Raw genomic sequence first — 25,446 nt, forward strand, 5'->3', positions numbered from 1 at the left:
TTCCATTACGCCAAACTTTCCCATACAAGCCGGGCCCCGAGCAGTACAAGCACTAGCCGCAGCACGACGACAAGCATCCGGCTTGGCATCCGCTTATTGATCCACGCCCCGGTTTTCGCGCCGATCCATACGCCGGGAATGAGGGCAAGGGCAAACGACCATTGCACATTTCCCATCGCGACATGGGTGAGTGAACCGACGAGCGAGGACAAAAAAATCATCAACATCGACGTCGCCACCGCCACATGGGGCGGAAAGCGAAACAGCACGATCATCGCCGGCACCATGAGCGAGCCGCCGCCAATGCCAAACAACCCGCCGAAAAAGCCGACCACAAACGCGATGGCGACCGCCATGAGCGGTTGATAGCCGTATGTGAACACCTCGCCGTTTCGGTCCGTGTACATTCGCACAACACGCCGTCGCCACCATGGCGCCGGCCGCGCCTGCTCCGCCGCTGTTCGTTCGGCCCCGTTTTCTTTCGCCGCCGCCGTCTCGTCAGCCGAACGCTTCGTTTTCTTTTGACTCAGCGACAAAAAGAGCGACATGGCGATTAAAAACAGCCCAAAATACAATGAAAAATGAGCGGCGCTCAGCGTATTGTTCACCCAAGCGCCGATGACCGCCCCGGGAACGCTGCCAAGGCAAAAGAGCAAGCCGCTTTGATAGTCGACCATTTTGTCTTTCATATACGACAATGTGGACGATAAGCCATTGAAAATAATGACGACAAGCGACGTGCCGACCGCCACTTGCGGCGTCACCGCCGACAGCCAGCCGAGCGCGCCGAAAAACAGAAGCGACGGCACGATGATCACCCCGCCGCCAAGGCCGGCCAAACTGCCGACCGTCCCCGCGATAAAGCCGATCAAGACAAGCAACGCATACGCCATCCTCCATCCCCCTCTTTCTCGCTTCAAAACAAACCAAGCTGCCGCGGCGCAAGGCCCGTGTACTCAATGCCAAGCAAATCGATCAATTGTTTGGCGTTGTCGGCGGCATCGCCGCCGGAGTTGTTGTTAAACAGCACGTAAATCTGTTTCGTTTTTTGTTTTAATGCCTCTATATGGCGCACCCACTCGCGCAGCTCGCGCTCATTGTACCGGTATAAATAGCGGACCACCCTCCAGTTCTCGCCGGCCGTCGCCTTGTTCCAGCCGTGAACATTCCGTCCGTGCAGGCGGATGAGCGTCTTTTCCCGGTCGGTCGGATGCAAAACGGTCGGCACCGACCCTTCCCCCGCCTGCGGCTCGTCGCAAATTGTGTGAATCCACCCTTCCTCTTCCATAAAGTGAAGCGTTTTTTCATAAAAGCGCGGCGAAAACCACGATTGGTGCCGAAATTCGAGCGCCGCCGGCACCTCCCCCATCCGCGCTTTTGTCCAGCGCAAGTACGCCACATGCTCGCGCCGACAGTCAAACCACGGCGGAAACTGAAACAGCACCATCGCCAATTTCCCCGCTTCCTGAAACGGCGCGATCGATTCCAGAAACGCGGCAAACATCGCTTCCTTGCTTTCATACGGAATCGGGCCGCGCTCATGCCCGGTCATTCCTTGGTATGCCTTCACGATAAACTGAAACGACGGCGGCGTTTCCCGAATCCATTTTTCCACATTCGCCCGCGGTTGAATGGCGTAAAAGTACGAATCGACCTCGACCGTCGGAAAATGGGCCGCATATTCCGGCAGTTTGTCCTTCGCAGCAAGGCCCGGCGGATACAAACTGTCATGATCGCCCCAGCCGGTCAGTCCAATATAAATCATGGCCATCACCAGTTTATTCAGCTTTCAGATATTTTAACTATACCATAAGCAGGTCGGCCATGAAATCAAAACGACTATTGGCACGTTGCTCTAAGGGGGAATGGCCTGCGACGCGGCAAGCAACGTTATTCTTGCGTCAAGTAATTGAAATGTTTATCCGTGATATAGGTGAGATCAATATCAAAATTCATCTTATCTAAGATCGGTTGAATGTACTCGATTAAATGTGTGCCAACCCCAAAATAATCAGGGAACTTCGTAATATAAAACGAATGATTATTATCACAATCGGGCTTATGTTCAACTAACCCTTCGATGACCTCAATGATTCGGTCCACCATATGTTGTTCTAATGTTTTCTCTGAAATGATGACCGTGTGGATATAATTCTCCGCGCCTTCAAATGAATCCTCATCCTCGATTCCCTTTAAAATGGGAAAATCATCGAGAACACTAGGTCTCCTGTAATCCAAAATCAATAACATACAAACCGTTTCACCATCTTGGTCATCTAAACGAAACAACTCCAGATCTCGCAACTTCAACATTCTGATCAATTTCCACATTCCTATCATCTCTTTCACGTTCCACTCTCTTTTTCATCGTTATATTTTCAAAATAATGAAACATCACCAATCCGATTATAGATCATAACAAAATATTCATAAATAACCATTCCTTCACAAATCTGAAATGGACGATCATCGTTATGGACGCTTTTAGCACGGATAGAGCATGCCAGCATAACAATGACCGCTGACACCCACTCCATGTGACTCAAAACATTGAGGATGAGACACTGAAGTGGGATCAGCGGCACTTGAAAAAAATGATGGGTGCAGCGCTTCGTTTGAACGCTGTACCCTTGATATGATCAAGATTATCCAATGCTTCCTTCCATCTCGAACTTGATCAAGCGGTTCATCTCGACCGCGTATTCCATCGGCAGCTCTCTTGTAAACGGCTCAATGAAGCCCATGACGATCATTTCCGTCGCTTCCTGCTCGGAAATGCCGCGGCTCATCAAGTAGAACAGCTGCTCTTCCGACACTTTCGACACTTTCGCTTCGTGCTCAAGCGAGATGTTGTCGTTTAAAATTTCGTTGTACGGAATCGTGTCCGATGTCGACTGATTGTCGAGAATGAGCGTATCGCATTCGATGTTCGAGCGCGAGCCGGACGCTTTGCGGCCGAAATGGACCATGCCGCGATACGTCACCTTGCCGCCTTGTTTGGAGATCGACTTCGAGACGATCGTCGATGACGTATTCGGGGCCAAATGGATCATTTTCGCCCCGGCGTCTTGATGTTGCCCTTTGCCTGCGATGGCGATCGACAGCGTCAAGCCGCGCGCCCCTTCGCCTTTTAAGATGACGGCCGGGTATTTCATCGTCAGCTTCGAGCCGATGTTGCCGTCGATCCATTCCATCGTCGCGTTTTCTTCGCAGACGGCGCGCTTCGTCACCAAGTTGAAGACGTTGTTCGCCCAGTTTTGGATCGTCGTGTAGCGGCAGTAGGCGCCTTTTTTGACGATGATCTCAACAACCGCGCTATGAAGCGAGTTCGTCGTGTAAATCGGCGCTGTACAGCCTTCGACGTAATGGACGTGCGCCCCTTCGTCCACGATGATGAGCGTCCGTTCAAACTGCCCCATGTTTTCCGAGTTGATGCGGAAGTACGCCTGAAGCGGCGTATCGACTTTGACGCCTTTCGGGACGTAGATGAACGAACCGCCCGACCAGACGGCCGAGTTCAAGGCCGCAAATTTGTTGTCTGTCGGCGGCACGACTTTGGCGAAATACTCGCGGAACAAGTCTTCGTTCTCCTTCAGCGCCGAGTCGGTGTCTTTAAAGATGACACCGAGTTTTTCGAGGTCTTCTTTCATGTTGTGGTAGACGACTTCCGATTCGTATTGCGCCGAGACGCCGGCCAAATATTTTTGTTCCGCCTCTGGAATCCCTAATTTATCGAACGTCTCTTTGATCTCCGCCGGCACCTCATCCCACGAACGGCCCGATTTTTCCGTCGGTTTGACGTAGTACGTAATTTCATCGAAATCGAGGCTTGATAAGTCGCCGCCCCATTGCGGCATCGGTTTGCTGTAGAAGATGTCGAGCGCTTTTAAGCGGAACTCGAGCATCCATTGCGGCTCGTTTTTCATCCGCGAAATTTCTTCGACGACTTCACGCGTCAGGCCGCGCTGGGCGCGGAAGACGGAGACGTCTTTATCGACGAAGCCGTACTTGTATTCACCAATTTCCGGGGCTTTTTTCGCCATCTCGGTTCACCTTCCTTTAGACTTAGTGGTGATGCAGTCCTTTTTCGAGCGCTTTCCACGCGAGCGTCGCACATTTGATGCGGGCCGGAAACTTGGAAACGCCTTGGAGCGCCTCGATGTCGCCAAGGTCGACGGAATCGTCGTACTCTTTCCCTTGGATCATATCGGAAAAAATGTGGGCGAGCCGAAGCGCTTCCTCCACCGTTTTTCCTTTGATCGCCTGCGTCATCATCGACGCCGACGACATTGAAATCGAACAGCCTTCGCCTTCAAATTTGACGTCGGCGACTTTTCCGTCTTCGACTTTCATCGTCAAGTGGATGCGGTCGCCGCACGTCGGGTTGTTCATGTTGACATCGACGTTCGTTCCTTCAAGCACCCCGCGGTTTCGCGGGTTTTTATAATGATCCATAATGACTTGGCGGTAAAGCTGATCCAACGGATGGTTAGAAGACATGGCTGAAGTACTCCTTCGCTTTCTGTAATGCGGCGATGAACCGGTCGATTTCCTCTTTCGTATTGTAAAGGTAAAAGCTCGCCCGGGCGGTCGCCGTCACGCCGAGCCATTTCATGAGCGGCTGGGCGCAATGGTGGCCGGCGCGGATGGCGATCCCTTCGGCGTCAAGAACCGTCGCCACATCGTGCGGATGCACCCCGTCGATGTTAAACGTCACAAGCCCCGCCCGTTCTTTCGGGCCATATACCGTGACGCCGTCGATGCCAGCCAGCCGTTCGAGTGCGTATTGCGCCAGCTCGTGCTCATGGGCGGCGATGGCGTCCAAGCCGACTTGTTCAAGGAAATCGATCGCCGCCCCAAGGCCAATCGCCCCGGCGATGATCGGCGTGCCTCCTTCAAACTTCCACGGCAGCTCTTTCCACGTCGAGTCGTACAGCTCAACAAAATCGATCATTTCGCCGCCGAACTCGACCGGCTCCATCTGCTCAAGCCATTTCTTTTTGCCATATAATACGCCGATTCCCGTCGGCCCGCACATTTTATGGCCGGAAAGGGCGAGAAAATCGCAATCAAGTTCCTGAACATCGACCTTCATATGCGGAGCGCTTTGCGCCGCATCGACGACGACGACCGCGCCGCGCTTATGGGCGATGCGGGCGATCTCCCGCACCGGGTTGATCGTCCCAAGCACGTTCGATACATGAGCAATGGCGACAATCTTCGCTGCTTCGGTGACGGTCGCCTCGACATCGCGCAGATCGATCGTGCCGTCTTCCTGCATTGGAATGTATTTTAACGTCGCCCCCGTTTGCTTCGCCAGCTGCTGCCACGGAATCAAGTTGCTGTGATGCTCCATGTACGTGATGACGATCTCATCGCCTTCTTTGACGTTGGCGCGCCCGTAGCTGGAGGCGACCAAATTAAGCGATGCCGTCGTGCCACGCGTAAAGATGATTTCCTGCGCCGATTGGGCGTTTAAAAACCGCCGCACTTTTTCGCGCGCGCCTTCGTACGCATCGGTCGCCTTCGTCCCGAGCGTATGGACGCCGCGGTGGACGTTCGAGTTGTACTCGCGGTAATAGCGGTCAAGCGCCTCAATCACCGGCAGCGGCTTTTGCGATGTCGCCGCGCTGTCGAAATAAACGAGCGGATGGCCGTTCACTTGCTGATGCAAAATCGGAAACAACGCGCGAATGTCGTTCACATTCATGATTGAACTTTCCTTTCAATCACTTCAATTAATTGGTTTTTCACGCCTTCAAGGGGAATCGCCTCGACAACCGGCGCCAAAAAGCCGTGGATGATGAGCCGTTCCGCGTCGCGTCTCGGAATGCCGCGGCTCATTAAGTAATACAATTGGATCGGGTCAACGCGCCCGACAGAAGCGGCGTGGCCGGCCATGACGTCGTCCTCGTCAATCAACAAAATCGGGTTCGCATCGCCGCGCGCTTTTTCGCTCAACATCAAGACGCGCGACTCCTGCTCGGCGTTTGATTTTGACGCACCGTGCTCAATTTTCCCGATGCCGTTGAAAATCGAGGTCGCGCTGTCGCGGACGACGCCGTGTTTTAAAATGTGGCCTTCTGTATGCTTTCCGTAATGAATGACGCTCGTCGTAAAGTTTTGCACTTGCTCGCCGCGGCTGACCGCGACCGTTTTCGTATCGCCGAACGAGCCGTCGCCGACAAGGCGGGTGATGTTCTCGGAGACCGTATTGCCGTCATTCATCAGCCCGAGCGCCCATTCGATCCGTCCATCGCGCCCGGCGATGCCGCGCCGATTGACATACGTCGTGGTGCCTTTGGCCAAATGGTCGACAGCGGCGAAAAAGACGCTTGCGTTCGCTTGAGCAAACACCTCGGCGACCACATTAACGACCGCGTTTCCTTCGCGGCTTGTTGATATATAATTTTCGACAAACACGACGCGGCTGTTGTCTTCCGCCACGACGATGACATGGTTAAACAAGGCGATGTCGTCTTCGTCTTGAATATAGACCGCCTGAAGCGGCGTTTCAATCTCCACATTTTTCGGGACATAGACAAACACACCGCCGTTGAGCAGCGCCGCATGGAGCGCGGCAAGGCGGTGCTCATCCGGCTTGACCGCCGTCATCAAATAGTTTTTCAGCAAGTCGCCATGCTCGCGCGCTGCGGTGAAGATGTCGGTGAAAATGACGCCCTTCTCCTTCAACTCATCGGACAGCGACACATACGCCGGCGTATGGTTGCGCTGCACGTACAAATTTTTCGTTCCTTCGCCGGCTTGCATGAGCGCCTTGACCGCTTCAGGCAAGTCATCGAGGCCGGCATATGGCGCACTGTCAACGGCATGGCGTGAGAAGCCAGTGAAGTTCCAATTGTCGATTTTCGTTTTCTCCGGTTTCGGAAGCGGCAGCCGCTCCGCCAACCGAAGCGCCTCAAGGCGCCGCTCGGTCAGCCAGCCCGGTTCGCCGCGTCCGCTTGAGAACGTGCGGATGTAGGTTTCATCGAATGGGATTTTCGTTTCTGTCGCCATAGTCCTCCTCCTAACGCTTACGCTTCTTGTCCGACCGTTTCGTCTTCGATGCCGAGTTCTTTTTTGATCCAGTCGTACCCTTCCGCCTCAAGCCGCTGCGCCAGCTCCGGACCGCCGGACTTGACGATGCGCCCTTGCATCATGACATGCACATAATCCGGGGTGATGTAGTTGAGCAGCCGCTGGTAGTGGGTGATGATCAAACAGCCGAACTCGCTGCTGCGCATTTCGTTGACACCTTTGGCGACGATTTTGAGCGCGTCGATATCGAGGCCGGAGTCGATCTCGTCTAAAATGGCGATTTTCGGCTCAAGCATCATCAGCTGCAAAATTTCATTTCGCTTTTTCTCCCCGCCCGAGAATCCTTCGTTCAAGTAACGGTGCGCCATATCCGGGTTCATTTCGAGAAACGCCATTTTTTCATCGAGCTTGCGGATGAATTTCATGAGCGAAATTTCGTTGCCTTCGCCAAGCCGGGCGTTGATCGCCGCGCGCAAAAAGTCGGCGTTCGTCACTCCACTGATTTCGCTTGGGTATTGCATCGCCAAAAACAGGCCGGCGCGCGCCCGTTCGTCGACTTCCATCTCAAGGACATCCTGGCCGTCGAGCGTCACCGATCCTTCTGTCACTTCATATTTTGGATGGCCCATAATGGCCGATGCCAGCGTCGACTTCCCCGTTCCGTTCGGACCCATGATGGCGTGGATTTCCCCGCCTTTGACTTCCAAGTCCACTCCTTTTAAAATTTCTTTTCCCTCCACGGCGACGTGGAGATTGCGAATCGTCAATACCGCCATGCAGCATACCTCCAATTCTCAATTGAAAGTCAATTCACTCGCTTGTCTTCTAGCGATCGTTCATTCTCATTTTATTCTCATTATCATTTTATAACAAATGAAAACTACGTGCAACTTTCCCGCTCTGTTTTCACTGTGACCGTGTGAAAAAACAGCGCCTTTTACTATTTTACACGAAAACCGCAAGCTTGTACGAGTTTTTGCAAAAAAAGACCCCGTTTTTTCCGGAGTCTAGTGAGCCGCCCGCAGCTCGCGGAGGCATTCTTGCACAAGCGTCACCGCTTGGCTCATCGCCGCCCCGCCGCCAAACGCGGCCGCCACCGCGTATACTTCCAAAATTTCCTGTTCCGACGCTCCTTCATCAAGGCAGCCTTTCGCATGGTAAATCGTGCAATACTCATCTTGCGTCGCCAGGCTGATGCCAAGGGCGATCAATTGTTTTTCTTTTTTCGACAGCGCTCCCTCGGCAAAGCACGCTTCCGTAAACGCGTTAAACCGCTCGGCTACGTTCGGAAGTTTTTTGGGTGAACGCCCCTATCCCTTCTTTGTAGCGGTGAAGGGAGGATTCGACCGATGCATAAACGAATGGTATTGAAAGGGTGTGGAAACACCACCGTTTCGCCAACATCGACGGAATGTCATGATGAAAACGAATGGTTCTGTTCCACTCCCATCATCATAGGAAAGGGGGCAATGCCATTGATTCGTTGGGTTGTCTTTGCCTTAACCGCCGCTTTCGCTTCGTTTTTGGCATGGATCATCATCGGCAGCATTCTCGGTGAACACGGGGACGTCATCTTCAGTTTAACGACAGTGGTCGCCCTGCAAAACTGCGTCATCATCGTCATGCTCGCCGCCGTACTGGCGCGTTTGAACAACCGATGAAGCGCGGGAAAACAGACCGGCCGCGGCGTCTCTCCATCCAAAACGGTTTTGAACTTTCGGGCGGCTCTTTTTTGTGCAAAAAATAACGGAAGCGATTCGCTTCCGTTATTGATTGTTTGTCGCCGCTGGAATGACGGCGCCGTGGTATTTTTCTTTGATGAAATCTTGGATTTCTTTCGATTGCAGCACTTCGACAAGCGTTTTGATTTCTTTCCGGTTTTCATCGCCTTTGCGCACCGCCACAATGTTCACATACGGATTGTTTTTCGGCGACTCCACGGCGATCGGGTCTTTCGCCGGGTCCAAACCGGCGTCAAGCGCATAGTTGGCGTTGATCAAAACCGCATCGCCTTCGCCGTTTTTGTAAATTTGCGGCAGAAGTCCAGCATCGACGTCCGCTTTAAATTTCAAATGTTTCGGGTTTTCGACGATGTCGTTGACCGTCGCTTTCGTTTTATCGATGCCCGGTTTCAGCTTAATGAGCCCCTTTTCTTGCAGCATCGACAAAATGCGTCCATGGTCGGCGACCGAGTTGCTCATGATGATCGTCGCGCCGTCCGGCAGTTCTTCAATGCTTTTGTATTTTTTCGAGTATAAGCCGATCGGCTCGATATGAATGCCGCCGGCGTTGACGAAATCATAGCCGTACTCTTTCTTTTGCGATTCCAAATACGGAATGTGTTGGAAATAGTTGGCGTCGATTTGCTTCTCAGCCAGCGCTTTGTTCGGCAAGATGTAATCTTGGAACGTAATGATCTCCAAGTCGATGCCTTTTTTCTTCAAAATCGGTTTCGCTTTTTCCAAAATTTCCGCATGCGGCACGTTCGACGCACCGACTTTCAACTTCACCAATTTGCCGTCTTTGCCGCCTTCCGCGTTGTCGTTATTGTTGCCGCCGCATGCCGCCAAAGCGAGCACGAGAATGGCGGCGAGCAACATACCCAACCATTTCTTCATCAGTTGTTTCCCCCTTTATCGTTTATCGATTTTCGAAGTGACAAAGTCACCGATCAGCTGAATGATAAATACAATGACCAACACCAATACGGTTGCGACAAATGTCACATCGTTATGGTTGCGCTGGAACCCTTCCAAATACGCCAAGTTCCCAAGCCCGCCGGCGCCGATGGCTCCAGCCATCGCTGTATAGCTGACGAGCGACACCGCCGTCACCGTAATGCCGGAGACAAGCGCCGGCAATGACTCCGGCAGCAGCACTTTCCAAATGATCGTCCACGTTGAGGCGCCCATCGCTTGGGCTGCTTCGATGACGCCTTTATCAATTTCGCGAAGGGCAATCTCCACCATGCGGGCGTAAAACGGCGCGGCCCCAATGACCAAAGCCGGCAGCGCCGCATTGGCGCCAAGCATCGTCCCAACAAGCCAGGTGGTAAACGGAATGAGCAAAATGATCAAAATAATAAACGGAATGGAGCGGAAAATGTTCACAAACGCCGCAATCACGGTATTGACAAACCGGTTTTCCCATAGGTTGCCCTTCGCTGTCAAAAATAGAAGCAAGCCAAGAACGATTCCGAGAACGAAAGTGGCCGCCACCGCCACTCCCGTCATATACAGCGTCTCGACCGTCGCCGCCCACATCGTCTCCCATTGGACGTTCGGCAGGAGGTTAGCGAGCATCGTGAATCACCTCCACCGCCACCTGCTGGCTTTGAATGTAGCCAAGCGCCCGGTCAATTTCATCCGCCGCCCCATTGATGTGCACAAACAGCACCCCATAAGCGCCTTGATGGGTTTGCGAAATTTTCCCTTGCAAAATATTCATATCGACGGCAAATTGCCGCACGACCTGGCTGATGAGCGGCTGGCCGGCCGCCGCGCCGACAAACGTCAGCTGCGCGATCAGCCCGCTCGGGTATTGGCCAAACAAATGGGAAATCGCCTCTTCCGTCTCTTCCGGCTCGACGAGCTGCTTGACGAACCGCTTCGTGATCGGCTGCTGCGGGTTGCGGAACACGTGCAACACGTCGCCTTGCTCAACGATTTTGCCGTTTTCCATCACGGCGACGCGGTCGCAAATTTTGCGGATGACGTGCATTTCATGGGTGATCAGCACGATCGTCAGCCCGAGCCGCTTGTTGATGTCAACGAGCAAGTCCAAAATCGCATCGGTCGTCTGCGGGTCCAACGCCGATGTCGCCTCGTCGCAAAGCAGCACTTTCGGGTTGTTGGCGAGCGCCCGGGCAATGCCGACACGCTGCTTTTGCCCGCCGCTCAACTGCGACGGATACGCCTCTTCCCGCCCCGTGAGCCCGACGAGCTCGATCAATTCATCGACCCGTTTTTGCCGCTCCGCTTTCGGAACACCCGCAATCTCGAGCGGAAACGCAATGTTTTCCCGCACTGTGCGCGACCAAAGCAAGTTGAAATGTTGGAAAATCATCCCGATCTCTTGACGCGCCTTGCGCAGCTCCCGCCCTTTGATGCGCCCCATGTCGCGGCCGGCGACGACCACCCGGCCGCCCGTCGGCTTCTCGAGCCCATTGAGCAAGCGGATGAGCGTACTTTTCCCCGCGCCGCTGTAGCCGATAATGCCGAAAATTTCCCCTTCGCGAATCTCAAGCGACACATTGTCGACGGCCGTGACTGAGCCGTTAGCCGCTTGATAGATCTTTGTCACATGTTCGAGTGTAATCATCGTTTCACCTTCCTCCCCAAGGCGGCGGAGCGCAAAAAGAAAACCTTTCTGCCCGCAGAGAACAGAAAGGTATTGTGCACCATTCCGTCTCTTATCTCTCAAAGCAGGCCGCTTTGTGTGAATTGGCACCTTTTCAGCGCACGCGCTGACGGTTGCCGGGCTTCATTGGGCACATCCCTCCACCTCTCTTGATAAGAGCGCAACAATCGCCTATTCGATTGACTACAACTGTGATTGTATCACCTTGTGTCGAACATTGTCAATAAAAATTTCACCCAACATGCCGATATGGCTTAGCCAAATGGAGGAGCGACTCAAGCAGCAACAGATGACGAAAGCTTCCCGATACATGCACTTCGCGCAGCCGGACGAGCTGCTGCAGCTTCAGCTCGCCGTCTAAAAGCGAGCAAAGTGCTTTTTTGGAGCCGTGCACCGTCAAGACGTTCCGTTCATCAGGTTCCCTTCCGGCAGTAAGCTCCTTGCCGAGCGCCACCATGGCGGTCTCTTCCTCGCTTTCAAAGCGAACATACAGCTGCTCATCCGGCAAAATCGGCAACAAATGGCGCAACGTTTGCATCCGTTCCATAAACTGTCCTACCAACTCGCACATTTCCATTGAGCATCCTCCCCCCATCTCCTTTGTCCTTTTATTTCCATGCCGAAGGGGGAGAATCCTTTACAAAAATCTCGACAGCCGCCGTGGCGAACCAACGCCGTTTTTGTCATTTCCCATGAAATGTGTCAAACGGCGTCAAAAAATGGCGGATCGTCAACGCGGCAAACGGGCGCGGATTGCTTCGTACAAATAAGGGACCGAATGGAACGCATACCATTTGCCGATGATCTCTCCGCCGGCGAAAAGAAGCAAGCACGGAACGCTTTCAATTTTCCACGCCGCCGCCTGCTCGGGGATGTAGTTGATGTCCGTTTCGCAAAACGGTATGTCCGGAAACAATTGTTCTAGGACAACAAGCATGCGCCTCGCCAACTGGCACGTGCCGCACAGTGGGGTATACAACGAAAGAGCGAGAAGCGGCTCCCCTTCCACCATTCGCTTAATATCGTTTCGACCGATTGTGTTCACTCGCCTCTTCCTCTCATGAACGATTCGATACGGACGTCAAAATGGGCGCGCAGCAGCACATGCGCCAAATGCCAGATCGGGGCGGCGGCCACTTCGCGATACGCCCGGTCAATGTAAATATGCCCTGCTTCCGGAAACACCCGGCGGAACTGCCGGCGCAATTTTTCCCCCGCCTCGTCGGCATCGGCGAGCACGTACACATCCCGCCCTTCGAGTTCATCGGCCAGCTCCTCAAGGCGCGCATCGCTGATCGTGCCGTTCGTGCAAATGATGACAACCGGCTCGTTCAGCACGGCCGCCACTTTTTCCTTATCTGACCGCCCTTCCACAATAATCACTTTTTCCACCTGTCGCATGTCCGACCCACCTAACGTGAATGAGGATACAATATTGTATGGCAACAGAAAAGCAACGGCCATCCGCCGTTGCCTCCTAACACCAGCCCGCCTCCCCGTCGCAGTCGACATATTTTTGATCCGGTTCAACGGTAGCGGTGACCCATTTTCAAATTTTCCCATTTGTTCGCTTTATCCGTTTTTCCACGCTACAGCCGCAGGAAGCGGAAGGCGGCCGATGAGCTCGCCTCCCTCGTACAGTTCGATCGTGCGGCCGTTCCATTTGCCGGTGACCCGGTCCGTGACATCCAGTTGCTTCGTTTGCAACACCATCACGAGCACCCCTTTTTCATCACATTCCGGTATGTATAGGGGGCCCGGTTCGAAGCGAACTTTGCAGGAACGTTTATCCTTCGTTGATCATCGCTTCGTATTGTTCGGCCGTCAACAAGTTGTCCACTTCACTTAAGTCTTTCGGCTCAATAACGATCATCCATGCTTTTTCATACGGTGATTCGTTCACATATTCCGGATTGTCGTTCAACGCTTCGTTCACTTCGACGACCGTGCCGCTGATCGGCGCATACAATTCCGAGACGGTTTTCACCGACTCAACGCTGCCGAACGGCTCGTTCGCTGTCAGTTCCGCGCCGACTTCCGGCAGCTCGACAAACACGATGTCGCCCAGCTCCGATTGGGCGAAATCGGTGATGCCGATGCGCACTTTATCCCCTTCGACGCGCACCCACTCATGCTCTTTCGAATAACGGAGTTCTTTCGGCGTGTTCATTAAATCCCTCCAGTGCGGCAAGTTGTGTTCTTTTTCATCATAACCGATTTTTCGCCAAAACTCACTGAATTCATTTCATTTCGGCCAAATTTTTTATGTTTCCGTCGAAACGCGCCCGGCAAAACACGATTCGTAGTCTTGTTCGCGGAATCCGACCACGACCCGCTCGCCGTCCGTTAAAATCGGCCGCTTGACGAGCATGCCGTCCGAGGCGAGCCACGTGAGCATCTCGTCTTCCGAGGCGCCATCGAGCTTGTCTTTCAATCCGAGTTCGCGGTATTTCATGCCGCTTGTATTGAAAAATTTTTTGAGCGGCAGCCCGCTTTTTCGATGCAAGTCGGCGAGCTGTTCTTTCGTCAGCGGCTCGTCGACCAAATGCACCGTTTGCACCTCAATGCCGTGTTCATCGAGCCAACGCTTCGCCCTCCGGCACGTTCCGCATTTTGGATACCAGTAGAGCGTCAGCGCCATCCGCATTCCTCCCTTTCATTCGACGGCTTGGAATTCATGGAAAAAGAAGCACCAGGCAAACGCCTGGCACTTCCCATTATCACACAATATACCGTTCCGCTTCAATGAGGGCGGCAGCCGCCTCGCGTTTTTTCGCGATCACATTGATCGGCGTATGGCGCGTCAACCGGCGGAGAGCGGCGAGCATCATCCGCAGCGTGTCACCTTGTTCGACGGCGACAAGCGTTTCTTTCGCATGCGCCTCAATTTCATATAGGCGACCACATCCGGATCGGTATGCTCCGTCGGGATGATTTCAAGCAGCTTCAAATAGCGCGGCGGATTGAAGAAATGCGTGCCTAAAAAGTGTTTTTTGAAATCATCCGAACGCCCCTCCGCCATCGCGGCGATCGAGATGCCGGATGTGTTCGAGCTGACGATCGTCCCCGGCGTCCGCACCTCGTCAACGCGGGCGAAAACGCTTCGTTTGACATCCAAGTTTTCGACGACGACTTCAATGATCCAATCAACATCCGCCAGCCGATGGAAATCGTCTTCAAAGTTGCCGGTTTCAATGAGCGCCAGATTGTCTTGAGCCATCAGCGGCGCCGGCTTTTGCTTTTTCATCCGCTCCAGCGCCTGATTGGCGAGGCGGTTGCGCACTTGTTTATGCTCGAGCGTCCAACCTTTTGCTTCTTCCTCTTTCGTCAATTCCCGCGGCATGATATCCAACAGCAGCGTCGGAATGCCGACGTTCGCCAAATGGGCGGCAATGCCCGAACCCATGACGCCGAACCCAAGCACCGCAGCGCGCCGAATGCGTTTTGCCATTTCGGTTCCCCCTCACATCACTGAATGAATCATCATTCATTTTTTGGTAAAAAAATAGCCATGAAAACGTTATCTATATTCAATATATAGTATGTTGGTAATTTTTTTCAATATATTTGCGCACATTTTTTTTCACATCGCCGCCGTTCTTTCAATCCATACTAACAACCAGGAGGTGAAGACGATGGCCCGGCTGAAAAAAAATCCGTCTGAACGCGGCGTCAGCGCGGCGAGCGTGAAAGGAAACGCCGGCCCGACGGTCGAAGCCGACGGCGGCGGCAAGCGGACGAGCCAAAATCAGCAGTACAAAAAGCACAACATGCAAGGGGACTGAACGCCTAAGGGCGTCCGTCCCCTTTTTGCCTGCTTGACTTTCGCGCTGCCGGGCGATGGGCGTCACTTACGGAACATGCCTTTGACGACGAACGCCACGTTGGCCGGGCGCTCGGCGAGCCGGCGCATAAAATAGCCGTACCAATCGGTACCGTACGGCACGTACACGCGCATCGTATACCCTTCGCGCGCCAGCTCGACCTGGCGCTCCGGACGAATGCCGTACAACATTTGAAATTCAAACTGACTGTTCGGGATATTGTATTCCTTGACGAGCTGCTTCGTATATTCAATGATGGCGTCGTCATGCGTCGCCACCGCCGTGTAGTTGCCGTTTAGCATATGCTGCTTGATGATCTTTTTAAAGTTTTCGTCCACATCTTTTTTGTCTGGAAACGCCACTTCCGGCGGCTCTTTGTACGCCCCTTTGACGAGCCGCAAGTTCGGGCGGTACGGCTTCAGATCTTCAATGTCTTGCTCCGTCCGGTACAAATACGCCTGCAGGACCGTTCCGACGTTATCGTACTCTTTTTTCAACGTTTTAAAAATGTCGAGCGTCTTTTGGCAGCGTGAATAGTCTTCCATGTCGATCGTCACGAACACGCCGCGCTCTTTCGCCGCATCCAAAATGCGGCGCATGTTGCGCATGACAAGATCATCGGAAATGTCAAGCCCCATCGACGTCATTTTCAGCGACAGTTGCGAATTCAGCTTCTCGCGGCTGATCGCGTCGATCGCCTCTAGGCAATGGTTCGCCATCTCGTTCGCTTCTTGCTCGTTATCGACAAACTCTCCCAAGTAGTCGACCGTCACGGCCAGCCCTTTTTCGTTCAGCCGGCGGATGACATGCACCGCTTCCTCAATCGTTTCGCCGGCGACAAACCTTGACGCGCCGAAGCGGAGGCCGTATCGCTTCGCCAACCGGGTCAACGTCTTATTTTTGGACAAGAACAAAAAAAAGTCGCGCATCAGCTGTTCCACTGTTGCAAGCCTCCTTGTACGGAAACGCATTCATCATCCTTATTGTACCATGTTTCCGCCCGATTGAATATGTTTTTTCCGCACGGTTTATCTTTTATATGTGAATAATTTTCCACTCACTGCACAATCTACAAGCGAACAAACCATGAAAGGAGCGAAACGCGATGCAGCAACAACCGCAAATGAACCCGCAGACCGCGATGCCCGAGCCGCCGCAAATGGTGTCATCAAAAGACGCCATGTATTTTTCCGATATGATGTCGTGGAACTTGCTCGCGGCGAAAAAGGCGCACTTTTTCGCCGCGCAATGCCGGGACCCCGAGGTGGTGCAGGCGATCGAGCGCGCCGGGCAAATGCATCAGCGCCATTACAACATGATTTTGCGTCATTTGCAAAACCCGCCGCAGCCGCCGGTGATGTGAAAGGAACATTTCTAGAGGGAGGGACGCCCGATGAACCAAAAACAAGTGCAAAATCCAGAGACGCAAGTGCCGAAAACGCCGCAAATGAACGAACGCGATTTTTTGAACGACATGTTGACAACAGAAAAATACATGACGTCGGCATACAGCGTGTACTTGCATGAGGCGAGCAACCAACCGTTATATCAAGAAATGATGAACATTTTCACAGAAACACAAAACTGCCAGCGCGAACTGTATAACTTGATGTTCAAAAAAGGCTGGTACAAACTTGAAGCCGCCGATCCGCAAAAGCTTCAGCAAATGTACCAGCAGTTCCAAGGGTATACGAATCAGCTCCCTTATCAAGGGAATGTCATGCAATAACAAAGCAAGAGGATGTCCGAACAGCAAAAGGACATCCTCTTTCTCAATCCGTTAAGAAGACCGGGTGCAGAAAGGGGAGAAAGGGATGGCAGCGCCATCCGAATCCGTGTGGAACATGCTGCAAACAGCCGACGTCCGCATCCGCGACACCGAGATCATTGAATAAGCACCCCTTCTTGTTCCACAGGGATGCTTATTCTTTCATGAATAGACGATCAATCCCACCAGTCTGGATACGGCGGATACGGCGGATACAGCAGATACGGCGGATACGGCGGATACGGGTAAAACGGACGCGGAGCTAACGCGCCGCCGAGCAGTCCGCCCAAGAAGCCGCCGACAAATGGGGCGCCAAACAACAATCCTGGAAATGGCATCGTTCCTTCTCCTTTCCCCAAAGCTAGAATGCTACACTGTATTCATATGCAACAAACAAGAAAAGAGGGTGGGTCGTCCGCCCAACCCTTGCCGGTTTCTCACCACCAAATGGGGACATACCACAACGGATAGAAAAACAGCGGAACTAATGCGCTCCCGAGCAAACCGCCTAAAAAGCCGCCAAAAAACGGAGCGCCGAAGAAAAACGGGTGCGGCCGCCAAATGCGTTCATCCGCTGCTTGGAGATGGCTCATCTTGCTTCCCTCCTTCCACTTGCTTTAGTCCCACTGTATGCAGAAAAAACGCCCGTTGCTTAGGCCAGTACCTATATAAGTTGCAATAAAGATTTTCCGATTGTTCGATTCTGTTTTCCTTCATAACAAGTCATTTTGATAGAATGCGGTGGACGCTCTACTGGATGTAAAACAAAATTTCAACTTATACAGAAGGCTGGTGAAAAAAGGCGATTTCTCCCAAATCATCGATCCGTGAATGCAAGGGAAAGCTTCTTTCCAAAAGATATTCCCATTAAAGGAAATTATTTTCTTTTATTTCTAATATATCCCAAAAAGGTTCATCGCCAAATTTTGTGATTTAGTGACAAAAAAGAGAAAGTACTGACGAGATCCTGGCAATAATGTTAGCGGTGAAATAAACATTAAGGAGGATATTACACACATCACGAAGTATATTTAAGTAAAATAATGGATATTAGCAGACGAGACAGGAGAGAAATTAGATGAAAAAGAAAATCTTTTTAGTGTTGGCCAACTTATTTTGGGCTGGCAATTACTTAATCGGAAATACGTCGTCGCAGAAATTGGTCCTTTATGGCTCACATTCATTCGTTGGAGTGTCGCGTTCTTATTCCTTCTTCCCATCTCCTATTTTTTGGAACGGCCGCGCTACGGAGAAATCATGAAGCAATTTTGGCTGCCATTAAGCATTACCGGTATTCTTGGCATTATTGGCTATAACCTGCTTCTTTACGGAGCATTGGAATATACATCACCGATGAATGCGGCGATTGTGAACGCGTTGAATCCGGCCGTTATCGTGATCTTGTCGTATTTTCTGTTAAAAGAACGCATGACGTTTGTCAATGTGGTTGGCTTTATCCTTTCGCTCGTCAGCGTATTGTTTATTTTAACCAACGGACATCTGCAGTGGATTTTCCAAACGAGCTATAACCGCGGCGATTTGATGATGTTAATCGCCGGTGTGGTGTGAAATAAAAATCCCCTCAAGTTGCCTTGAGGGGATTTGATCATTATTTTTGAAGCAAGCGAATGAATTCGCGCATGAAACCAGGCAAGTCCGGCCAAGCATGTGCAGAAACGAGGTTTTGGTCGACATGTACTGTGCTGTCAGACACATACGTTGCCCCTAGTGCTTCCACGCCTGGCTTGCAAGCGATGTAAGCAGTCAAGCTGCGGCCTTTCAACAAATCTGGCATTGTTTCGAAAATGAGGGACGCATGGCAAATCGCAGCGATCGGTTTATTCGCTTCAAAGAAATGTCTAACAATGCGTTGAAGGTCCGCATCAAGACGAATGTATTCTGGTGCGCGTCCTCCTGGAATGACGATTGCGTCGTATTGCGTTGGATCGATATCGGCAAACGCCGCATGCGCCTCAATCAGGTATGCTTGTTTTTCCTCATATGTATCCCAGCCAGTAAAGTCATGCACAACCGTCTGTAATTTCTTTTTCTTCGGCGCCGCAATCGTTACATCATATCCTTCTTCTAATAAACGATAATATGGATAATACACTTCTAGCGCTTCTACCGCATCTCCCGTTACAATCAATACTTTTTTGCTCATGATCTTGCCTCCTTACCTACTTTTTACTTACATTTCTATCATACCGAAAGATGAAAAAAGCAAAAGAAAAATGCTTATCACTCACATTTCGCACCCTCTCGACGAAAATCGGGAGGATTTTTTCGTTCCGATGTCGAATGAATCCTTGAGAGTGCGTCAGTTTATTACTCCAGAACACCCGTTGAAGGGTCCTGGAGGCCGCAAGCTGACCCGGCCGACGGGACAGGCGATTTTTCAGCTGTTTCAATATGTGAACGTCGTCCTGTTCAAGCTGCCGGATGGGCGCATCCAACGCTCACTGGATCGCTCCCTTACCCCTGATCAGCGAAGGATTCTGCAGGGATTGGGCATGGATGAGAGCATCTACGTGTAACGTGATACGGAACGACCAGTGATGGTAAAAAAAGGATTGCCATCGCTCGTTGTGTTGATCAAAAAGTTATTCTGAAAAACTAAATAAAAAATCCTTTGTTTTGACCTTGTTAGGGTGCGAAATGTGAGTCACTTCACGTTCATGTTGTGTCACCTCGATCGTCACAGGAGGGACATCAAACACTTGACGGATATCGACTTTGAACGGTTTGACTTCACGCAAAGAAGCCCCACATCCTTGACACGTATGCACATGGTGGACGATGCGATGATGTGGATGTTCCACTTGACGGAGCGTCGTTCCTTGATGTCCTTCTTGTCCGCCTGGCTTGTTGCCAGATGGTTGACGAGAAGAACGTGTGTTGGCAAAACGGTCAGAAGATGGGGGCCAATGGCTATTGGAGCTGTTTTTTTTCGTGCGTGCTTCCAGCTCTTGAACACGGTACTTCAGTTGTTCATTTTCTTTGCGTAGTTGTTTGTTTTCGTGACGCAAATGTTCATTTTCTTGAACGAGTTGATGAATGAGCTGTTTTTGTTGTTGAACTTTGCCGATTAAGCTCTCAACTGTAAATACAGCTTGTTGTACCGTCAACATGCGATTCACCTCCTTGTCTATCAATATCCACATCATAGACAGGAAATACAAAAAATATTCAGCTCACTTTATGATGTGGCTGAATAGTTACAATTAACCGTCAAGTAGCTGTATCGACGAACGAGCTATCGTCTGGTGCTCAAAATATTTCCGAAGAATTGCAACAAGCCGTACTATTAATAGAAAAAATGGATGAAACGTTTGCGCAAACGGCAGACCGAACCGCGCAAACAGCCCAGTATAGCCATATGGCGGTAGAAGCGATTCGTCATGGGCAAAAGGCGATTGAACAACAAGAAAAATTTATTCGTGATAACGCAGAGGCAACGGCATTAATTGAAAAAGAGACGAACGAGTTTACGGCGTATGCGTTAAATATCGAGCAAATGGCGAAAGCGGTATCGGACATTGCCGAACAGACGAATTTACTTGCGTTAAATGCGGCAATTGACCGATGAACTACAAGCGGTGATGGAGAAGTTTCAGACAAACCATCGCTAAAAGAACCCCCTTTGTTACACATGCGTAACAAAGGGTGCGTTTTTTGGGTTTACGTGAAGGGAGAGAAAGACGTCCTCGAGAGTGCGGCATCGATACGTTCGGTAAATGTCGGGCAACGTGCCGAACGCTTTCACTTCTCCTTGGAACATAATTGCTATCCGGTCGGCGATTTCGACAACATCACGCATAATATGACTGCTAAGAAGAATTGTTTTTCCGTTGTTTCGTAACTCACGAATAAGTTGCTTAAACTGAATCACCCAATACGGATCTAATCCGTTCGTTGGCTCATCGAAAATATAAAGATCAACGTCGGAAAGTAAACATTGTGCGAGATTTAAGCGTTGGCACATCCCTTTAGAGAAAGAGCCAACTTTTTGATGTCGTTCTTCCCATAACCCAACTTTTTTCAACGTTGCTTCAATCGTTACCATACTTGTATTTAAAAACTTTCCGTAATAGCTGATAATTTCAAGCGGGGTCAATTCCTTTGGAAAGTTCATATGATCAGGCATATAAGCAAATCGTTTTTTCTTTTCCGTTGCAAAAGTAATCGTTCCAGCAGTAGGTTGTTCAATCCCAGTAATTAATTTAATGAGTGTGCTTTTCCCTGCTCCGTTTGCTCCGCATAGCACCACGCATTCTCCGCGAGCGATATGAAGATAAACAGGATGCAGCACGCAGCGGTTTTTATATGACTTGGAAACACCATCGATCGTTAAAATAGTGGAGCCGCCCATTTTATCCTTCCCTTCTTTTCAATAAATGCGTAGATAGCAAAATCGCGACCACTGCCATTGCAAATAAGGCGGTCATTGCTGCAATGTTGAGCGTTCCTGTTTTGGTAAACGTTTTTAACACTAAATACTCCGGGCCGAAAATATAGTTGGCATTTAGCTGCTCGATTGCCCATACTCGTAACGTTTCGACAGGGTTCAGCAAGAGAAAAAATAACAAACTTTTTAGCTTCAGAGAATATGGAATAAAATCGATGACCGAAAAAATGACGAATTCGTAAATAAAGACGAGAAAGCTCCATGTCAATAACGTCAGCGATAGTCCTTGCATTCTCGTTACACTCATCGCGCCGATGAGTAGCGAAAGAGCAGAAAAAACAACTATTAGCAATACATTAAGCAAAAGGAACGTTTGAAAAATCGACGTTCCGCGCCAATGACCACTTGCTGCTAAAACAAGCCCAAATACTCCATACGATAAGCCAAGAGCGATGGTGAGTGAACAAACAAGCGCGAGAAATTTGCTGAGCATATAGTAAACGTAAGGAGCGTCATATGTTTTGTATAAAGCAAACCGACCGCTTTCTTTATCCACAAGAATAGAATTTGTGCCAAGAATTAAACATATGGCCGGTAAAAGCCATAAAGACAAGTTCATTAACATCGCAATTGCTCGTGTATATGAAGAGGTTTCGATTTCAGCGGTCGATCTTGTATCGACTACGGTTTTTTTCAGCCCAAAATATTCTGGATTGACGCCGGACGTATTCATATTTTGGTTCACAGAGTCCAGCCCATATTGAACATCCACAGGGTCGGACTGGACGGATTGAATGCCGTAAGCATAAAGAAGCCCAGAAAGAACGAGAAATAAAACAATCATATTGAACAGCCATTTGTTTCGCAATAACATACGTAACTCATAGCGAATCATTGAATAGATGAGCGGAATGTTCATCGCTTTTTCCCCCGTTTAATGGCTATGCATCTTGAATTCCATCATGTTTTGCTTGAGAAGTTCGTCCGCGGAAAACACTTGCCCACCGTGTTCGTTCGCAAATTTTTCTGCTGCTTGTTTCGTTAAAAAGGCGGCGATGCCGTATCCCATTGGGCTTTCGATGGATGAGTCGTGAACAAAATAACTCTTTTGAAAATCAATCCATTCTTTCGAATCATGTGCATGGACGAAGGCAGCGTCGATGTTTTTATGTTGCTGTAGATAAGTTACCATACAGCCGATATCGTCAAACTTCATCGGTTTTCCATCAATTAATACTTCCGCTGCTAACGATGCGTCACGAATCCCCATATGGCATGTATCACAGCTATCGACATTTTCGTTAATTTCTACAGTCTTAGCTGCTTGGGCAGAGCATCCTGCTGTCATCGAAAGGGCAAGCAAAAAAGTGAGTAGTTTACGTTTCATGATACTTCCTCCTCGTCACTAAAAAAGTAGCGCCACTCCATAAAGTCAGTAAGAGAAAAAAACTCAGTTGTGGAATAGGGAAAGGAGCAGCTTCGTTTTTCTTTTCATTGGTATTAGTGTGAGTGTGAATAGTTACAGGTGTTGCCAATGCATGCCGATCAACGATAAACTGATCGGATGGAATTGGTGTATATTGTTCAATCATGTTCCATAATCGGATAGCAGGGCTTTCATAAAAAATTTGCAAAAGCGGTTCTTTTGTCATGAGGTAGTAAGAAGCATCGCCGCTTTTATAGGCATAGTCTACAATATTGTCACGGTTAAGATCCATCGTCTGCCAATCATCGTAATAATTCCCTAACCCTTCCCAACTAAAGGTGTTTTTGTTATTTTTCGCAGAGATGATTTGCCGTATGTTTTTTAAAAAGTTGTTTAAATAAATGGTGTTTTCTTTAGAAGATTTGCCGATGTCTAGTCCGGTGTCGTTTTGCTCAAATATGTTATAGCAAATCGAGCTTTTTTGGACGTTTTCGACATACATCCCTTTTTTGTTTCCGCGCATGATGTTGTTAGTAATTTCAGAGTAAAACGTATCAAACATAAAAATACCGACACCGTCGATTGTTGTGTTCCATTGCAGCACATTTCCAGTCATTAGTACGTAGTCACTTTGCATAATCATAAATCCATTGCGGCTTTCGCTTACCTCATTTTGTGCGATGGCAATATTTTTCGAGTCCATCGTATGAACGCCATATCTTACGTTCCATATTTTATTTTTTTGCACTTCGCAAAAATTAGAGTACGAGATGTAAATGCCGTCTTGTAAGCGAAAAATATTGTTTTCTATTATTTTTGTTTGCGGTGCTTCGGTAAGGTAAATCCCAAAGCCTTTAAACGCTTTTTTTTCGGCAAAACTTGTGATTTGGTTATGCCTGATTTCAGTGCCATATCCGTTCCGAACGACGATTCCGTGGAACACGTCGTGAATAATATTGTTCAACATTTTTGTGCGATTGGCAGTAATATAAATACCAGCATCTTGCGACCCGCTTTGTTGAATGTCTAAGTTGTCAATTACGACATCATCAGCGGCAACGGTTATGACGTTCCCTTCACCTGTTCCGATAATTATTGCTCCATCTTCGCCGCGAATCGTGACCGAGCGGTTGATGACGAGATTTCCACGATAAGTTCCTTTTTTTAGAGTAATGACATCGCCTTGATGGGCGAGCTGTAATGCGCGATGGAGATCGTTTTCATTATGAACAGCAATTTCTTTTGCCATTGCTTTTGGCGCAGCAAGCGATAAAAGCAAAAGGAGAAAAAAGAGAATTTTTTTATGCATGCACTCACCCCTAATGGTATGTTAGGTGCTTTAATGGCCCATCGTGGCCTTGCCGTCGTCTTCGCCGGTTTCGGTGACTTTTAAAATGGCGACGGCTCCTTTTTGTGCATCGTTAAACTGGTGCGTGACAATCGGATAGTTTCCAGGACGAGTGACGGTAAATTCCACGACCGCACCACCGCTCGCTGGAAGCATGACCGTTTGCAATCCTTTCAGATGGTTTGCAGGGTTTCCGTCTAAGTAAACGTCATCGAATACCGTTCCGACAACGTGGAAGGAGCTCACGTGATTTGGACCGACGTTATTGACGTAAATTCTAATACGATCCCCTACTTTTGCCACTAGTGGATGTTCTTTTAATGTAAACGTATCCCCATTTGTATTTCGGTCTCCTTCTTTTAACGCTTTTGTTGAAAAGACGACATGGCTTGGAACGCCATTCGCAAAGTCGTTCATGTCGTTGTATTTGTACCATTCGTTTTGAATAAGTACAAATTCGCGGTCGATGCTTTTATCTGTTGGATAGCCGTTTTTCGGTTTGACGATAATGGTGCCGTGCATGCCGTTAGCGATATGCGCTAAAACAGGCGATGTGCCGCAGTGGTACATAAAGACGCCCGGATTGTTTGCTGGATAGGAAAATGTTCCGGTTTCGTTTGGCTGTACGTTTGCAAAATCTTTTGATGGCGCAGCGTGAACGGCATGGAAGTCCATACTATGTGGAATGGCTGGATCCATGTTTTTTAGTGTGAAATGAATGGTGTCCCCTTCGTTTACGACAACTAATGGACCTGGTGCCTGCCCGTTAAACGTCCACGCTTTGTATATTTTCCCTTTGTCAATTTCAATGTCGGTAATTTGTGCTGTCATTTCCACGTTGACGTCGTGTGGGCCGGTTCGTTCTATTTTGATCGGGACTGGAGGTTGGTTTAGCCCTTTATGAGGTTCAATGACTTGTGATGTTTGCGTCGTCCCTTGCGTAGAAGCGGTGTTAGCGCTCTCTTTTTTGGATGTGCTCGTCGCCACCGAATCGTTGCCGCTACAGCCTGCTAAAAGCGAAACACTTAACGCAGCAGCCGTCCACATCATTTTTGTTTTTCGTTTCATTTTTGTTCCCCCTTCATCAAAATAACGTTGTTTCACCATTACTATAGCGGGTGCAATAGCTTGGTACGTGTGATAATTTTCACGGAGGAAATATTATTTGTGAATAATTTTTGAAATGTTCAATGAATGACTCAACGGTAAAAATAGTAGTTTTGTTAATTATGAGGGAGAGGTGATTTTATTATATGAATATATTGTTTGTAACGT

Annotated in this window: 32 protein-coding genes, 5 pseudogenes and 1 riboswitch; of the genes and pseudogenes, 7 read left to right on the forward strand and 30 right to left on the reverse strand. The window is 49.8% G+C overall.

Features of this window, described 5'->3' with window-relative positions; all coding sequences use genetic code 11:
* Window positions 1-5: 5 nt before the first annotated feature.
* The 9 genes and pseudogenes from QSJ10_RS13130 to QSJ10_RS13170 all read right to left on the reverse strand — a co-directional run bounded on the left by QSJ10_RS13130 (window position 6) and on the right by QSJ10_RS13170 (window position 8,442).
* Window positions 6-893 (reverse strand): sulfite exporter TauE/SafE family protein, encoded by an 888-nt coding sequence (locus QSJ10_RS13130; RefSeq protein WP_033016335.1) that lies wholly within the window; start codon window positions 891-893, stop codon window positions 6-8.
* Window positions 894-916: 23 nt separating this feature from the next.
* Window positions 917-1,765 (reverse strand): DUF72 domain-containing protein, encoded by an 849-nt coding sequence (locus QSJ10_RS13135; RefSeq protein ID WP_033016364.1) that lies wholly within the window; start codon window positions 1,763-1,765, stop codon window positions 917-919.
* A gap of 125 nt (window positions 1,766-1,890) precedes the next feature.
* Window positions 1,891-2,340, reverse strand: coding sequence for a hypothetical protein (locus QSJ10_RS13140; RefSeq protein ID WP_033016365.1), 450 nt, complete (start codon window positions 2,338-2,340; stop codon window positions 1,891-1,893).
* A gap of 305 nt (window positions 2,341-2,645) precedes the next feature.
* Window positions 2,646-4,043: a Fe-S cluster assembly protein SufB gene (gene sufB / locus QSJ10_RS13145; protein WP_053532278.1), complete on the reverse strand. Its 1,398-nt coding sequence runs from the start codon at window positions 4,041-4,043 to the stop codon at window positions 2,646-2,648.
* Between the two features lie 22 nt (window positions 4,044-4,065).
* The gene (sufU, locus tag QSJ10_RS13150; protein WP_015375744.1) at window positions 4,066-4,500 is read right to left on the reverse strand and encodes a Fe-S cluster assembly sulfur transfer protein SufU; all 435 of its coding nucleotides are present in this window, start codon (window positions 4,498-4,500) and stop codon (window positions 4,066-4,068) included.
* Window positions 4,490-5,710, reverse strand: coding sequence for a cysteine desulfurase (locus QSJ10_RS13155; protein ID WP_033016337.1), 1,221 nt, complete (start codon window positions 5,708-5,710; stop codon window positions 4,490-4,492). Before QSJ10_RS13155 ends, sufU begins: the two co-directional genes overlap by 11 nt.
* Window positions 5,707-7,017, reverse strand: a complete 1,311-nt coding sequence (gene sufD / locus QSJ10_RS13160; protein ID WP_033016338.1) for a Fe-S cluster assembly protein SufD — start codon at window positions 7,015-7,017, stop codon at window positions 5,707-5,709. The genes QSJ10_RS13155 and sufD overlap by 4 nt, the downstream gene beginning before the upstream one ends.
* A 17-nt stretch (window positions 7,018-7,034) precedes the next feature.
* Window positions 7,035-7,814: a Fe-S cluster assembly ATPase SufC gene (gene sufC / locus QSJ10_RS13165; RefSeq protein WP_011232465.1), complete on the reverse strand. Its 780-nt coding sequence runs from the start codon at window positions 7,812-7,814 to the stop codon at window positions 7,035-7,037.
* A 231-nt stretch (window positions 7,815-8,045) separates the two neighbouring features.
* Window positions 8,046-8,442 (reverse strand): annotated as a pseudogene (locus tag QSJ10_RS13170) (carboxymuconolactone decarboxylase family protein).
* 65 nt (window positions 8,443-8,507) lie between these two features.
* Between QSJ10_RS13170 and QSJ10_RS13175 the strand changes: the two are divergent.
* Window positions 8,508-8,699 (forward strand): hypothetical protein, encoded by a 192-nt coding sequence (locus QSJ10_RS13175; protein ID WP_033010372.1) that lies wholly within the window; start codon window positions 8,508-8,510, stop codon window positions 8,697-8,699.
* Between the two features lie 105 nt (window positions 8,700-8,804).
* On the opposite strand, the gene QSJ10_RS13180 is transcribed toward QSJ10_RS13175, so the two are convergent.
* The 11 genes and pseudogenes from QSJ10_RS13180 to QSJ10_RS13225 form a co-directional block, all read right to left on the reverse strand.
* Window positions 8,805-9,656 (reverse strand): MetQ/NlpA family ABC transporter substrate-binding protein, encoded by an 852-nt coding sequence (locus QSJ10_RS13180; RefSeq protein WP_033016342.1) that lies wholly within the window; start codon window positions 9,654-9,656, stop codon window positions 8,805-8,807.
* A gap of 15 nt (window positions 9,657-9,671) precedes the next feature.
* The gene (locus QSJ10_RS13185; RefSeq protein ID WP_011232468.1) at window positions 9,672-10,340 is read right to left on the reverse strand and encodes a methionine ABC transporter permease; all 669 of its coding nucleotides are present in this window, start codon (window positions 10,338-10,340) and stop codon (window positions 9,672-9,674) included.
* Window positions 10,330-11,358: a methionine ABC transporter ATP-binding protein gene (locus QSJ10_RS13190; RefSeq protein ID WP_033016344.1), complete on the reverse strand. Its 1,029-nt coding sequence runs from the start codon at window positions 11,356-11,358 to the stop codon at window positions 10,330-10,332. The genes QSJ10_RS13185 and QSJ10_RS13190 overlap by 11 nt, the downstream gene beginning before the upstream one ends.
* An 88-nt stretch (window positions 11,359-11,446) precedes the next feature.
* Window positions 11,447-11,556: riboswitch (SAM riboswitch) on the reverse strand.
* A 73-nt stretch (window positions 11,557-11,629) separates the two neighbouring features.
* Window positions 11,630-11,974 (reverse strand): hypothetical protein, encoded by a 345-nt coding sequence (locus tag QSJ10_RS13195; RefSeq protein ID WP_033016346.1) that lies wholly within the window; start codon window positions 11,972-11,974, stop codon window positions 11,630-11,632.
* Window positions 11,975-12,127: 153 nt separating this feature from the next.
* Complete coding sequence (locus QSJ10_RS13200; RefSeq protein ID WP_094239171.1) at window positions 12,128-12,442, reverse strand: thioredoxin family protein; 315 nt, start codon at window positions 12,440-12,442, stop codon at window positions 12,128-12,130.
* Complete coding sequence (locus QSJ10_RS13205) at window positions 12,439-12,798, reverse strand: ribonuclease M5 (protein WP_033010412.1); 360 nt, start codon at window positions 12,796-12,798, stop codon at window positions 12,439-12,441. The genes QSJ10_RS13200 and QSJ10_RS13205 overlap by 4 nt, the downstream gene beginning before the upstream one ends.
* A 171-nt stretch (window positions 12,799-12,969) precedes the next feature.
* On the reverse strand, window positions 12,970-13,110 hold the full coding sequence (locus QSJ10_RS13210; RefSeq protein ID WP_233205007.1) for a DUF2553 family protein: 141 nt from the start codon (window positions 13,108-13,110) through the stop codon (window positions 12,970-12,972).
* A gap of 73 nt (window positions 13,111-13,183) precedes the next feature.
* Window positions 13,184-13,567 (reverse strand): glycine cleavage system protein GcvH, encoded by a 384-nt coding sequence (gcvH, locus tag QSJ10_RS13215; protein ID WP_033016348.1) that lies wholly within the window; start codon window positions 13,565-13,567, stop codon window positions 13,184-13,186.
* A gap of 93 nt (window positions 13,568-13,660) precedes the next feature.
* Window positions 13,661-14,038: an arsenate reductase family protein gene (locus QSJ10_RS13220; RefSeq protein ID WP_053532279.1), complete on the reverse strand. Its 378-nt coding sequence runs from the start codon at window positions 14,036-14,038 to the stop codon at window positions 13,661-13,663.
* 79 nt (window positions 14,039-14,117) lie between these two features.
* Window positions 14,118-14,288 (reverse strand): annotated as a pseudogene (locus QSJ10_RS15600) (hypothetical protein); the annotation flags it as partial.
* Window positions 14,282-14,848 (reverse strand): annotated as a pseudogene (locus QSJ10_RS13225) (3-hydroxyacyl-CoA dehydrogenase family protein); the annotation flags it as partial. The pseudogenes QSJ10_RS13225 and QSJ10_RS15600, both read right to left, overlap by 7 nt.
* Before the next feature lie 184 nt (window positions 14,849-15,032).
* Here QSJ10_RS13225 and QSJ10_RS13230 point away from each other — a divergent pair.
* Window positions 15,033-15,182 carry a YuzL family protein gene (locus QSJ10_RS13230; RefSeq protein WP_011232479.1) on the forward strand — a complete coding sequence of 50 codons (150 nt, stop codon included), beginning with the start codon at window positions 15,033-15,035 and terminating at the stop codon, window positions 15,180-15,182.
* A 62-nt stretch (window positions 15,183-15,244) separates the two neighbouring features.
* Here QSJ10_RS13230 and QSJ10_RS13235 read toward each other — a convergent pair whose 3' ends face one another.
* The gene (locus QSJ10_RS13235; protein WP_033010362.1) at window positions 15,245-16,162 is read right to left on the reverse strand and encodes a proline dehydrogenase family protein; all 918 of its coding nucleotides are present in this window, start codon (window positions 16,160-16,162) and stop codon (window positions 15,245-15,247) included.
* A 164-nt stretch (window positions 16,163-16,326) separates the two neighbouring features.
* On the opposite strand from QSJ10_RS13235, the gene QSJ10_RS13240 reads away from it, so the two are divergent.
* On the forward strand, window positions 16,327-16,584 hold the full coding sequence (locus QSJ10_RS13240; protein ID WP_033010361.1) for a hypothetical protein: 258 nt from the start codon (window positions 16,327-16,329) through the stop codon (window positions 16,582-16,584).
* Between the two features lie 30 nt (window positions 16,585-16,614).
* Window positions 16,615-16,950, forward strand: a complete 336-nt coding sequence (locus QSJ10_RS13245) for a spore coat protein (RefSeq protein ID WP_033010359.1) — start codon at window positions 16,615-16,617, stop codon at window positions 16,948-16,950.
* Between the two features lie 215 nt (window positions 16,951-17,165).
* Here QSJ10_RS13245 and ymaG (QSJ10_RS13250) read toward each other — a convergent pair whose 3' ends face one another.
* Both ymaG (QSJ10_RS13250) and ymaG (QSJ10_RS13255) read right to left on the reverse strand, forming a co-directional pair.
* Window positions 17,166-17,327, reverse strand: a complete 162-nt coding sequence (gene ymaG, locus QSJ10_RS13250; RefSeq protein WP_162839637.1) for an inner spore coat protein YmaG — start codon at window positions 17,325-17,327, stop codon at window positions 17,166-17,168.
* A gap of 99 nt (window positions 17,328-17,426) precedes the next feature.
* Window positions 17,427-17,582: an inner spore coat protein YmaG gene (gene ymaG, locus QSJ10_RS13255; protein WP_162839636.1), complete on the reverse strand. Its 156-nt coding sequence runs from the start codon at window positions 17,580-17,582 to the stop codon at window positions 17,427-17,429.
* Window positions 17,583-18,105: 523 nt separating this feature from the next.
* Between ymaG (QSJ10_RS13255) and QSJ10_RS13260 the strand changes: the two genes are divergently transcribed.
* Complete coding sequence (locus QSJ10_RS13260; protein ID WP_230581367.1) at window positions 18,106-18,558, forward strand: DMT family transporter; 453 nt, start codon at window positions 18,106-18,108, stop codon at window positions 18,556-18,558.
* A 40-nt stretch (window positions 18,559-18,598) separates the two neighbouring features.
* On the opposite strand, the gene QSJ10_RS13265 is transcribed toward QSJ10_RS13260, so the two are convergent.
* Window positions 18,599-19,153, reverse strand: a complete 555-nt coding sequence (locus QSJ10_RS13265; protein WP_033016350.1) for a DJ-1/PfpI family protein — start codon at window positions 19,151-19,153, stop codon at window positions 18,599-18,601.
* Window positions 19,154-19,301: 148 nt separating this feature from the next.
* On the opposite strand from QSJ10_RS13265, the pseudogene QSJ10_RS13270 reads away from it, so the two are divergent.
* Window positions 19,302-19,526 (forward strand): annotated as a pseudogene (locus tag QSJ10_RS13270) (IS1634 family transposase); the annotation flags it as partial.
* Between the two features lie 87 nt (window positions 19,527-19,613).
* Here QSJ10_RS13270 and QSJ10_RS13275 read toward each other — a convergent pair.
* Window positions 19,614-20,120: pseudogene (locus QSJ10_RS13275) on the reverse strand (DUF6444 domain-containing protein); the annotation flags it as partial.
* Window positions 20,121-20,308: 188 nt separating this feature from the next.
* Between QSJ10_RS13275 and QSJ10_RS13280 the strand changes: the two are divergent.
* Window positions 20,309-20,578 (forward strand): hypothetical protein, encoded by a 270-nt coding sequence (locus tag QSJ10_RS13280; RefSeq protein WP_033015200.1) that lies wholly within the window; start codon window positions 20,309-20,311, stop codon window positions 20,576-20,578.
* Between the two features lie 57 nt (window positions 20,579-20,635).
* Here the strand turns inward: QSJ10_RS13280 and QSJ10_RS13285 are convergent, their stop codons facing one another.
* The 5 genes from QSJ10_RS13285 to QSJ10_RS13305 are packed head-to-tail and all read right to left on the reverse strand — an operon-like array spanning window position 20,636 to window position 25,239.
* Window positions 20,636-21,361 (reverse strand): ABC transporter ATP-binding protein, encoded by a 726-nt coding sequence (locus QSJ10_RS13285; RefSeq protein WP_033015202.1) that lies wholly within the window; start codon window positions 21,359-21,361, stop codon window positions 20,636-20,638.
* A 1-nt stretch (window position 21,362) separates the two neighbouring features.
* The gene (locus tag QSJ10_RS13290; RefSeq protein ID WP_033015204.1) at window positions 21,363-22,316 is read right to left on the reverse strand and encodes an ABC transporter permease subunit; all 954 of its coding nucleotides are present in this window, start codon (window positions 22,314-22,316) and stop codon (window positions 21,363-21,365) included.
* Between the two features lie 15 nt (window positions 22,317-22,331).
* Window positions 22,332-22,784: a nitrous oxide reductase accessory protein NosL gene (locus tag QSJ10_RS13295; RefSeq protein WP_033015206.1), complete on the reverse strand. Its 453-nt coding sequence runs from the start codon at window positions 22,782-22,784 to the stop codon at window positions 22,332-22,334.
* On the reverse strand, window positions 22,774-24,132 hold the full coding sequence (gene nosD, locus QSJ10_RS13300; protein ID WP_033015208.1) for a nitrous oxide reductase family maturation protein NosD: 1,359 nt from the start codon (window positions 24,130-24,132) through the stop codon (window positions 22,774-22,776). Before nosD ends, QSJ10_RS13295 begins: the two co-directional genes overlap by 11 nt.
* A 30-nt stretch (window positions 24,133-24,162) precedes the next feature.
* On the reverse strand, window positions 24,163-25,239 hold the full coding sequence (locus QSJ10_RS13305; RefSeq protein ID WP_049626491.1) for a multicopper oxidase domain-containing protein: 1,077 nt from the start codon (window positions 25,237-25,239) through the stop codon (window positions 24,163-24,165).
* Window positions 25,240-25,446 lie beyond the last annotated feature (207 nt).

Origin of the sequence: Geobacillus stearothermophilus ATCC 12980 (assembly GCF_030369615.1) — a bacterium.
Classification (GTDB): domain Bacteria; phylum Bacillota; class Bacilli; order Bacillales; family Anoxybacillaceae; genus Geobacillus; species Geobacillus stearothermophilus.

Excerpts from the sequence above, each read along its gene's own strand:
- QSJ10_RS13285 (WP_033015202.1), bottom strand. The coding sequence starts at position 21,361 with ATGGGCGGCTCCACTATTTTAACGATCGATGGTGTTTCCAAGTCATAT.
- QSJ10_RS13140 (WP_033016365.1), bottom strand. The coding sequence starts at position 2,340 with ATGATAGGAATGTGGAAATTGATCAGAATGTTGAAGTTGCGAGATCTG.
- QSJ10_RS13135 (WP_033016364.1), bottom strand. The coding sequence starts at position 1,765 with ATGATTTATATTGGACTGACCGGCTGGGGCGATCATGACAGTTTGTAT.
- QSJ10_RS13180 (WP_033016342.1), bottom strand. The coding sequence starts at position 9,656 with ATGAAGAAATGGTTGGGTATGTTGCTCGCCGCCATTCTCGTGCTCGCT.
- QSJ10_RS13265 (WP_033016350.1), bottom strand. The coding sequence starts at position 19,153 with ATGAGCAAAAAAGTATTGATTGTAACGGGAGATGCGGTAGAAGCGCTA.
- ymaG (WP_162839636.1), bottom strand. The coding sequence starts at position 17,582 with ATGAGCCATCTCCAAGCAGCGGATGAACGCATTTGGCGGCCGCACCCG.
- QSJ10_RS13155 (WP_033016337.1), bottom strand. The coding sequence starts at position 5,710 with ATGAATGTGAACGACATTCGCGCGTTGTTTCCGATTTTGCATCAGCAA.
- QSJ10_RS13230 (WP_011232479.1), top strand. The coding sequence starts at position 15,033 with ATGGCCCGGCTGAAAAAAAATCCGTCTGAACGCGGCGTCAGCGCGGCG.
- nosD (WP_033015208.1), bottom strand. The coding sequence starts at position 24,132 with ATGCATAAAAAAATTCTCTTTTTTCTCCTTTTGCTTTTATCGCTTGCT.
- sufU (WP_015375744.1), bottom strand. The coding sequence starts at position 4,500 with ATGTCTTCTAACCATCCGTTGGATCAGCTTTACCGCCAAGTCATTATG.
- sufB (WP_053532278.1), bottom strand. The coding sequence starts at position 4,043 with ATGGCGAAAAAAGCCCCGGAAATTGGTGAATACAAGTACGGCTTCGTC.
- QSJ10_RS13220 (WP_053532279.1), bottom strand. The coding sequence starts at position 14,038 with ATGGCGCTGACGCTCTACTGGTATCCAAAATGCGGAACGTGCCGGAGG.
- QSJ10_RS13210 (WP_233205007.1), bottom strand. The coding sequence starts at position 13,110 with ATGGTGTTGCAAACGAAGCAACTGGATGTCACGGACCGGGTCACCGGC.
- QSJ10_RS13295 (WP_033015206.1), bottom strand. The coding sequence starts at position 22,784 with ATGAAACGTAAACTACTCACTTTTTTGCTTGCCCTTTCGATGACAGCA.
- QSJ10_RS13290 (WP_033015204.1), bottom strand. The coding sequence starts at position 22,316 with ATGAACATTCCGCTCATCTATTCAATGATTCGCTATGAGTTACGTATG.
- QSJ10_RS13185 (WP_011232468.1), bottom strand. The coding sequence starts at position 10,340 with ATGCTCGCTAACCTCCTGCCGAACGTCCAATGGGAGACGATGTGGGCG.
- QSJ10_RS13175 (WP_033010372.1), top strand. The coding sequence starts at position 8,508 with ATGCCATTGATTCGTTGGGTTGTCTTTGCCTTAACCGCCGCTTTCGCT.
- QSJ10_RS13245 (WP_033010359.1), top strand. The coding sequence starts at position 16,615 with ATGAACCAAAAACAAGTGCAAAATCCAGAGACGCAAGTGCCGAAAACG.
- QSJ10_RS13240 (WP_033010361.1), top strand. The coding sequence starts at position 16,327 with ATGCAGCAACAACCGCAAATGAACCCGCAGACCGCGATGCCCGAGCCG.
- QSJ10_RS13190 (WP_033016344.1), bottom strand. The coding sequence starts at position 11,358 with ATGATTACACTCGAACATGTGACAAAGATCTATCAAGCGGCTAACGGC.
- sufD (WP_033016338.1), bottom strand. The coding sequence starts at position 7,017 with ATGGCGACAGAAACGAAAATCCCATTCGATGAAACCTACATCCGCACG.
- ymaG (WP_162839637.1), bottom strand. The coding sequence starts at position 17,327 with ATGCCATTTCCAGGATTGTTGTTTGGCGCCCCATTTGTCGGCGGCTTC.
- QSJ10_RS13195 (WP_033016346.1), bottom strand. The coding sequence starts at position 11,974 with ATGGAAATGTGCGAGTTGGTAGGACAGTTTATGGAACGGATGCAAACG.
- gcvH (WP_033016348.1), bottom strand. The coding sequence starts at position 13,567 with ATGAACACGCCGAAAGAACTCCGTTATTCGAAAGAGCATGAGTGGGTG.
- sufC (WP_011232465.1), bottom strand. The coding sequence starts at position 7,814 with ATGGCGGTATTGACGATTCGCAATCTCCACGTCGCCGTGGAGGGAAAA.
- QSJ10_RS13280 (WP_033015200.1), top strand. The coding sequence starts at position 20,309 with ATGGATGAAACGTTTGCGCAAACGGCAGACCGAACCGCGCAAACAGCC.
- QSJ10_RS13130 (WP_033016335.1), bottom strand. The coding sequence starts at position 893 with ATGGCGTATGCGTTGCTTGTCTTGATCGGCTTTATCGCGGGGACGGTC.
- QSJ10_RS13205 (WP_033010412.1), bottom strand. The coding sequence starts at position 12,798 with ATGCGACAGGTGGAAAAAGTGATTATTGTGGAAGGGCGGTCAGATAAG.
- QSJ10_RS13305 (WP_049626491.1), bottom strand. The coding sequence starts at position 25,239 with ATGAAACGAAAAACAAAAATGATGTGGACGGCTGCTGCGTTAAGTGTT.